Below are 7180 nucleotides of genomic sequence, written 5' to 3' on the forward strand. Positions count from 1 at the left end.
GTGTCCGGCAGGGCCGCATCGGAAGCGGCGGGATCGTCGGCGCCGTCCGGCGCCGCGGCGTGCCGGACCGAGTGCCGCGGGGCGTTGCCGGCCGCGTGCGCGGCGCTCCCGGCCGGGAGCACGGCGCTCACGGCGACTTGTGTCTCCGTCTGAGGGCCGGACGGCTCGGCGGGGTCCTCGACCGCACTCACCGTGCTCCCGGCGCCCCGGGCGGTCGAGCCCGTGGCCGCTGCCGGGACGGACACGCCCGCCCGCGCCGGCGGCGGCCCGCCGTTCGGCCCGGCCGACCCGATGGGACCGCCCGAGGCGGTGGGTTCGGTGGTCCCGGTGGCACGACCGTCCGTGGGCCGGACGACCTGCCGGCCGAAACGGCCGTACGCCCCGAAGGTCTCGCGTGTGCTCGTGCACCGGTACGCGCCGAAACGGCCGTACGTCCGGGGCGCCCGGGACGGGGCCGGCCCCACCTCCCTCGGCCGCAGCGCCAGCGCCACCGCCACCGCCACCGACGCGGCTGCGGGCACGATCGCGAGCAGCGTCAGGGCTCCCGCCAGCGGCAGCGGCTGGTTCGCCGCGAGGGACTCGGCGGCCGCGCCGTCGAACGGCATGCCCGTCAGATCGCCGCGCAGGTGCAGGAAGAACAGCAGGGCCAGCATCGAGCCCAGCGTGCAGGACAGGGCCGTCGTCGTCGCCGAGACGGCCATCAGGCGCAGCGGGCCGAGGCCGATCGCGGAGAGGCCGGGACGGGGCTTCGTACCGGGGTCGGTGCGGGCCACCGCGACCGCGAAGTACACCGTGGCGGCCAGAGGAGCCACGCACCAGGCCAGGCGCATCAGGGCGGCGCCGGTGGCGCCGGGGTGGCCCAGCGCGTATCCCAGCGTGCAGAGCAACAGGAAACCCGTCCCGGCCGAGGCCGCCGCGACCAGGAGGCGGCGCAGCTGGACGGCGGGGTGGGAGCCGCGGGTCAGACGGAGAGCGAGCACGCGGCCCGGCCTTCCGTCTCGGTGGGTTCGGCGACCGGCGGCAGGTGCACCGTCTGCACGCGCCGCCCGTCGAGCAGGGACACCGTGCGGTCGGCGAGCGCCGCGGTCTCCGCGTCGTGCGTGGCCAGGACGACGGTGATGCCGTGGGAGCGGGCCGCCGTGGTGAGGGTGCGCAGCGCATGGGCGCGGTCGGCGCGGTGCAGGGGCGCCGTGGGCTCGTCGGCGAACAGCACCGACGGGGCTGGGGCGAGGGCGCGGGCGATGCACACCCGCTGCCGCTCGGCCTGCACCAGCTGGTGCGGACGTTTGCGGGCGCCCTCGCCGATGTCCAGGCGCTCCAGCCACTCCAGGGCCGCGGTCTTGGCGCGGCGCCGGCTGGTGCCGCGCAGCATCAGCGGCAGGGCGGTGTTCTCCCAGGCGTTGAGTTCCGGGACCAGCGAGGGGGCCGGGTCGATCCAGCCGAAGCGGTCGCGGCGCAGCCGCTCGCGGGTGAGGGGGCCCATGGTGTGCACGGGCATGCTGTTGAACCAGACCTCGCCGCGCCGGACGGGCACCAGGCCGGACAGACACCGCAGCAGGGTCGTCTTGCCGCTGCCGCGCGGGCCGCTGACGGCGAGGATCTCGCCCTCCCGGACGCCGAGCGAGACACCGCTGAGCGCGGGGGAGCCGTCGTCGTGCTGGAAGTGCAGGGCGCGTGCCCAGAGCACGTCGTTGTCAGGCGGGGCCTCCATGGGCGTACACCTCGGTTCAGATCCGTAGTTCCCGTGCCATCCCCCGTGCGGGGGAACGAAGGCAGGGCCGATCGGTCACTGGCACGCTAGGCAGAAGGCGGCGGGACGCCGGACAGCACGCGGCCCCGGGCCGCCGTTTCTCACTCGAACGGGGGGCACCGGGGCCGGTGTTGATCATCCAGGCAGACGATCGGAGCGATGATCGGAGCGACCTTCGGAGTGCCGATCAGAGCTTGGTCCACGCCTCCGACAGGGTGGCGCGCAGGATCTGCTCGATCTCGTCGAACGTCGACTGGTCGGAGATCAGTGGCGGGGCGAGCTGGACGACCGGGTCGCCGCGGTCGTCGGCGCGGCAGTACAGGCCGTTCTCGTACAGCTTCTTGGAGAGGAAGCCGTACAGGACGCGCTCGGTCTCGTCCGCGTCGAAGGACTCCTTGGTCGCCTTGTCCTTGACCAGCTCGATGCCGTAGAAGAAGCCGTTGCCGCGGACGTCGCCGACGATAGGCAGGTCGTGGAGCTTCTCCAGGGTGGCGCGGAAGTTGCCCTCGTTGTCCAGGACGTGCTGGTTGAGGTTCTCGCGCTCGAACAGGTCGAGGTTGGCCAGGCCCACGGCCGCGGAGACCGGGTGGCCGCCGAAGGTGTAGCCGTGCAGGAAGGTGTTGTCGCCCTTGTAGAACGGCTCGGCGAGGCGGTCGGAGACGATGCACGCGCCTATGGGGGAGTAGCCCGAGGTCATGCCCTTGGCGCAGGTGATCATGTCCGGGACGTAGTCGAACTTGTCGCAGGCGAAGTACGTGCCCAGGCGGCCGAAGGCGCAGATGACCTCGTCGGAGACGAGCAGCACGTCGTACTGGTCGCAGATCTCGCGCACGCGCTGGAAGTAGCCGGGCGGGGGCGGGAAGCAGCCGCCCGCGTTCTGCACCGGCTCCAGGAACACCGCGGCGACGGTGTCCGGGCCCTCGAAGAGGATCTGCTGCTCGATCTGGTCGGCGGCCCAGCGACCGAAGGCCTCGGGGTCGTCGCCGTGGATCGGGGCCCGGTAGATGTTGGTGTTCGGGACCTTGTGGGCGCCCGGCACGAGGGGCTCGAAGGGCGCCTTCAGAGCGGGCAGGCCGGTGATGGACAGGGCGCCCTGCGGGGTGCCGTGGTAGGCGACCGCGCGGGAGATGACCTTGTACTTGGTGGGCTTGCCGACCAGCTTGAAGTACTGCTTGGCGAGCTTCCAGGCGGTCTCGACCGCCTCGCCGCCGCCCGTGGTGAAGAAGACCTTGTTCAGGTCGCCCGGGGCGTGGTGCGCGAGGCGCTCGGCCAGCTCGACGGCCTTGGGGTGGGCGTAGGACCAGATCGGGAAGAACGCCAGCTCCTGCGCCTGCTTGGAGGCGGTCTCGGCGAGCTCGACCCGGCCGTGCCCGGCCTGCACCACGAACAGGCCGGCGAGACCGTCGAGGTAGCGCTTGCCCTGGTCGTCGTAGATGTACGTGCCCTCGCCCCGGACGATGGTGGGGACGGGGGCCTTCTCGTACGACGACATGCGCGTGAAGTGCATCCACAGGTGGTCGTACGCGGTCTGGGAGAGGTCCTTGCTCACGGCTATCGGGTCCTCACGGTTATCGGGTTCCCCACATGTAGGTCTGCTTCTTGAGCTTGAGGTAGACGAAGCTCTCGGTGGAGCGCACTCCGGGGACGGCTCGGATGCGTTTGTTGATGACGTCCAGGAGGTGGTCGTCGTCCTCGCAGACGATCTCCACCATCAGGTCGAAGGAGCCTGCGGTCATCACCACGTACTCGCACTCGGACATGGCCGTCAGCGCGTCCGCCACCGACTCCACGTCGCCCTCGACGTTGACGCCGACCATTGCCTGTCTGCGGAAGCCCACGGTGAGCGGGTCCGTGACGGCGACGATCTGCATCACGCCCTGGTCGAGCAGCTTCTGGACGCGCTGGCGCACGGCCGCCTCGGACAGGCCCACGGCCTTGCCGATGGCGGCGTACGGCCGGCGGCCGTCCTCCTGGAGCTGCTCGATGATGGCGAGGGAGACGGCGTCCAGCTGCGGCGAGCTGCCGTTCCTGGACTCGCGGGAGGACTCGCGGTGCTCCCGCGAGCCCTTCTGGTCTGCGCTTCGACTGGCCACGAGGTCACTGTGCACGAGGTCTCGACACTTCCGCAAGCCTCGATCGATGAAATCCGTTGTTTCGGTAGCCCGCTCCTGCGGATTCCGCACGATCGAAGGGAGCGGGGGTGTTGAAAACGTGGGTCGGCCGACTAGGGTGGGTGTCTCAAGTACTGGACATCCGAACTGGAGGGCCGGCAGTGAGCACCGAGCTGCGTCGTCTGCGCAACTACATCGGCGGTGAGTTCCGGGACGCCGCCGACGGACGGACCACCGAGGTGGTCAATCCCGCGACGGGCGAGGCGTACGCGACCGCTCCGCTGTCCGGGCAGGCGGACGTGGACGCCGCGATGGCGGCGGCCGCCGAGGCCTTCCCCGGCTGGCGCGACACCACGCCCGCCGAGCGCCAGAAGGCCCTGCTGAAGATCGCGGACGCCTTCGAGGAGCGCGCCGAGGAGCTGATCGCGGCCGAGGTGGAGAACACGGGCAAGCCGGTCGGGCTGACCCGCTCCGAGGAGATCCCGCCGATGGTCGACCAGATCCGCTTCTTCGCGGGTGCGGCGCGGATGCTGGAGGGCCGCTCGGCCGGTGAGTACATGGAGGGCCTGACCTCCATCGTCCGCCGCGAGCCGGTCGGCGTCTGCGCGCAGGTCGCGCCGTGGAACTACCCGATGATGATGGCCGTGTGGAAGTTCGCCCCGGCGATCGCGGCGGGCAACACGGTCGTGCTGAAGCCGTCCGACACCACCCCCGCGTCCACGGTGCTGATCGCGGAGATCCTCGGCGGGATCCTGCCGAAGGGCGTCTTCAACGTCATCTGCGGCGACCGCGAGACCGGCCGCATGATGGTCGAGCACGAGATCCCGGCGATGGCCTCCATCACCGGTTCCGTACGGGCCGGCATGCAGGTCGCCGAGTCCGCGGCCAAGGACGTCAAGCGCGTCCACCTAGAGCTGGGCGGCAAGGCCCCGGTCGTCGTCTTCGAGGACACCGACATCGCCAAGGCCGTCGAGGACATCTCGGTCGCGGGCTACTTCAACGCCGGCCAGGACTGCACGGCCGCCACGCGCGTCCTCGTCCACGAGTCCATCCACGACGAGTTCGTCTCCGCGCTGTCCAAGGCCGCCGCCGAGACCAGGACCGGGCACCCGGACGACGAGGACGTGCTGTTCGGCCCGCTCAACAACCCCAACCAGCTCAAGCAGGTCGAGGGCTTCATCGACCGGCTGCCGGCGCACGCGCGCGTGGAGACCGGCGGCAAGCGGGTCGGCGACAAGGGCTACTTCTACGCGCCGACCGTCGTCTCGGGCCTGAAGCAGGACGACGAGATCATCCAGAAGGAGGTCTTCGGCCCGGTCATCACCGTGCAGTCCTTCCGCGACGAGGACCAGGCGGTCGAGTGGGCCAACGGCGTCGAGTACGCGCTCGCCTCCTCCGTGTGGACCAAGGACCACGGCCGCGCCATGCGGATGTCCAAGAAGCTCGACTTCGGGTGCGTCTGGATCAACACGCACATCCCGCTGGTCGCCGAGATGCCGCACGGCGGCTTCAAGAAGTCCGGCTACGGCAAGGACCTCTCGGGGTACGGCTTCGACGACTACACGCGGATCAAGCACGTGATGACGTCGCTGGACGCGTAGACGCCGGGTTTCCTTCCGCGGCCCCGGGCGGGGTTCCACCTCGCCCGGGGCCGTTCGTCTGTGCGCGGAACTGTTTTTGAACATGTTCAACATGCGCGTAGGGTGTCTCCATGAGCGACAGAGCCGCCCTGCTGAAGGGCATACGTGCGTGGCTGGTCTTCTTCGTCGTATGCCTGGTGCTCAGCGGCGCCACGGCCTTCCCCCTGGTGCACGAACTGCGCTGGACCGAGGACCTGTTGCGCGCGCTGTCCGTGGGCGACTACCTGCCCGGTCTGACGGACTGGATCGAGCGCGTCCGGGCCGGTCTCGACGAGGCCGACGCCGAATACCCCTTCCTCCTCTACGGCACGGACTGGCTGGCCTTCGCGCACCTGGTGATCGCGGTCGCCTTCTACGGGCCCTACCGCGACCCGGTCCGCAACATCTGGGTCGTCGAGTTCGGGATGATCGCCTGCGCGGGCATCGTCCCGCTCGCCCTGATCTGCGGACCGATCCGCCAGATCCCCTTCTGGTGGACGGTGATCGACATGTCCTTCGGGGTGTTGGGGGTGATCCCGCTGTACGTCGTACGGCAGCGGATCAAGCGGCTGGAGGCGCTGACCGCGCCGGCGGCCACCCCGGCGTTCAGCGGCTGAGAAAAACTGTTATCCCGAGAACCTTCACGCCGTCTCCCTGCATGTGATCTCCCACATAGCCAAGACCCCCGTCCTGCCTGAGAGGGTGCGTGCGGAAAAGTACTGATCTCAGCCGGCGAGGGGCCACCGTGGACAGTCAGCACTGGCGCGCCACCATCACGGCGGCGCAGTCCGGCGACCGGCAGGCGCTGGACCAGCTGGTCGCGGGCTGGCTGCCGCTGGTCTACAACATCGTGGGCCGGGCCCTGAACGGGCACGCCGACGTCGACGACGTCGTCCAGGAGACCATGCTGCGCGCGGTCGACAACCTCGGCTCGCTGCGCGACCCGGACAGCTTCCGGTCCTGGCTGGTGGCGATCGCCATGCGCCAGATACGCGACCGGGCCCGGCGCCGGACCCCGGACCGGCTGGAGGAGGCGGCGGCCTCCGACTTCGCCGAACTGACCGTGCTGCGGCTCCAGTTGGAGGGGCAGCGGCGCGAGGTCGCCGAGGCCGTGCGGTGGCTCGACGACGAGGACCGGCAGCTGCTGTCACTGTGGTGGCTGGAGGTCGCGGGCGAACTGACCCGGCGCGAGCTGGCCGCAGCCGTCGGCATCACCCGGCAGCACGCCGCCGTGCRCGTGCAGCGGATGAAGGAGCGCCTGGAGACCTCGCGCGGGATCGTCCGCGCCCTGGACGGCGCCTGCCCCGGTCTGCGCGAGCTGACCGGCCGCTGGAACGGCCGGCCCGACTCGGTGTGGCGCAAGCGGCTGGCCCGGCACATCCGGGGCTGCGGCTACTGCGGCGACACCCACGAGACGGTCGTACCGGCGGAACGCCTCCTCGTCGGCATCGCGCTCGTCCCGCTGCCCGTCGGGTTCACACTGTCGCTCGCCTTCGGCGGCAAGACGGCCGTGGCCGCCACCTCCGCCGGGTGGTCCGCCAAGCTGCTGGGCGCGCTCACCAAGCCGGCCGTCGCGATGACCGCGGGCGCGACGATCGTGGCGGGCGGCGCCTACGTCGTCACCCAGCCGCCGGACGCCCCGCCTCCCCGGGCCGCGGTCACCCCGACGGCGACGGCCACGTCCGAACCGCCGCCCTCCC

General features: G+C 71.0%; 6 protein-coding genes and 1 pseudogene. 3 read left to right on the plus strand and 4 right to left on the minus strand.

Translation table 11 applies throughout. The annotated features are described in order from the left end of the window. From CA983_RS48520 to CA983_RS38295, 4 genes and pseudogenes are all read right to left on the minus strand, one after another. Window positions 1–980: pseudogene (locus tag CA983_RS48520) on the minus strand (hypothetical protein); the annotation flags it as partial. Beyond that, complete coding sequence (locus CA983_RS38285; protein ID WP_086605323.1) at window positions 962–1711, minus strand: ABC transporter ATP-binding protein; 750 nt, start codon at window positions 1709–1711, stop codon at window positions 962–964. The pseudogene CA983_RS48520 and the gene CA983_RS38285, both read right to left, overlap by 19 nt. Before the next feature lie 226 nt (window positions 1712–1937). Beyond that, the gene (locus tag CA983_RS38290; RefSeq protein WP_279628498.1) at window positions 1938–3299 is read right to left on the minus strand and encodes an aspartate aminotransferase family protein; all 1362 of its coding nucleotides are present in this window, start codon (window positions 3297–3299) and stop codon (window positions 1938–1940) included. 19 nt (window positions 3300–3318) lie between these two features. Continuing rightward, window positions 3319–3858: an Lrp/AsnC family transcriptional regulator gene (locus CA983_RS38295; protein WP_059419035.1), complete on the minus strand. Its 540-nt coding sequence runs from the start codon at window positions 3856–3858 to the stop codon at window positions 3319–3321. Between the two features lie 164 nt (window positions 3859–4022). On the opposite strand from CA983_RS38295, the gene CA983_RS38300 reads away from it, so the two are divergent. From CA983_RS38300 to CA983_RS38310, 3 genes are all read left to right on the plus strand, one after another. After that, window positions 4023–5462, plus strand: coding sequence for a gamma-aminobutyraldehyde dehydrogenase (locus CA983_RS38300; protein WP_086605325.1), 1440 nt, complete (start codon window positions 4023–4025; stop codon window positions 5460–5462). Window positions 5463–5572: 110 nt separating this feature from the next. Further along, the gene (locus CA983_RS38305; protein ID WP_086605326.1) at window positions 5573–6097 is read left to right on the plus strand and encodes a hypothetical protein; all 525 of its coding nucleotides are present in this window, start codon (window positions 5573–5575) and stop codon (window positions 6095–6097) included. Between the two features lie 128 nt (window positions 6098–6225). Beyond that, a partial coding sequence (locus CA983_RS38310) for an RNA polymerase sigma factor (RefSeq protein WP_143645688.1) occupies window positions 6226–7180 on the plus strand: 955 nt, incomplete at its 3' end.

Origin of the sequence: Streptomyces swartbergensis (assembly GCF_002148965.1) — a bacterium.
Taxonomy (GTDB): Bacteria; Actinomycetota; Actinomycetes; order Streptomycetales; family Streptomycetaceae; genus Streptomyces; species Streptomyces swartbergensis.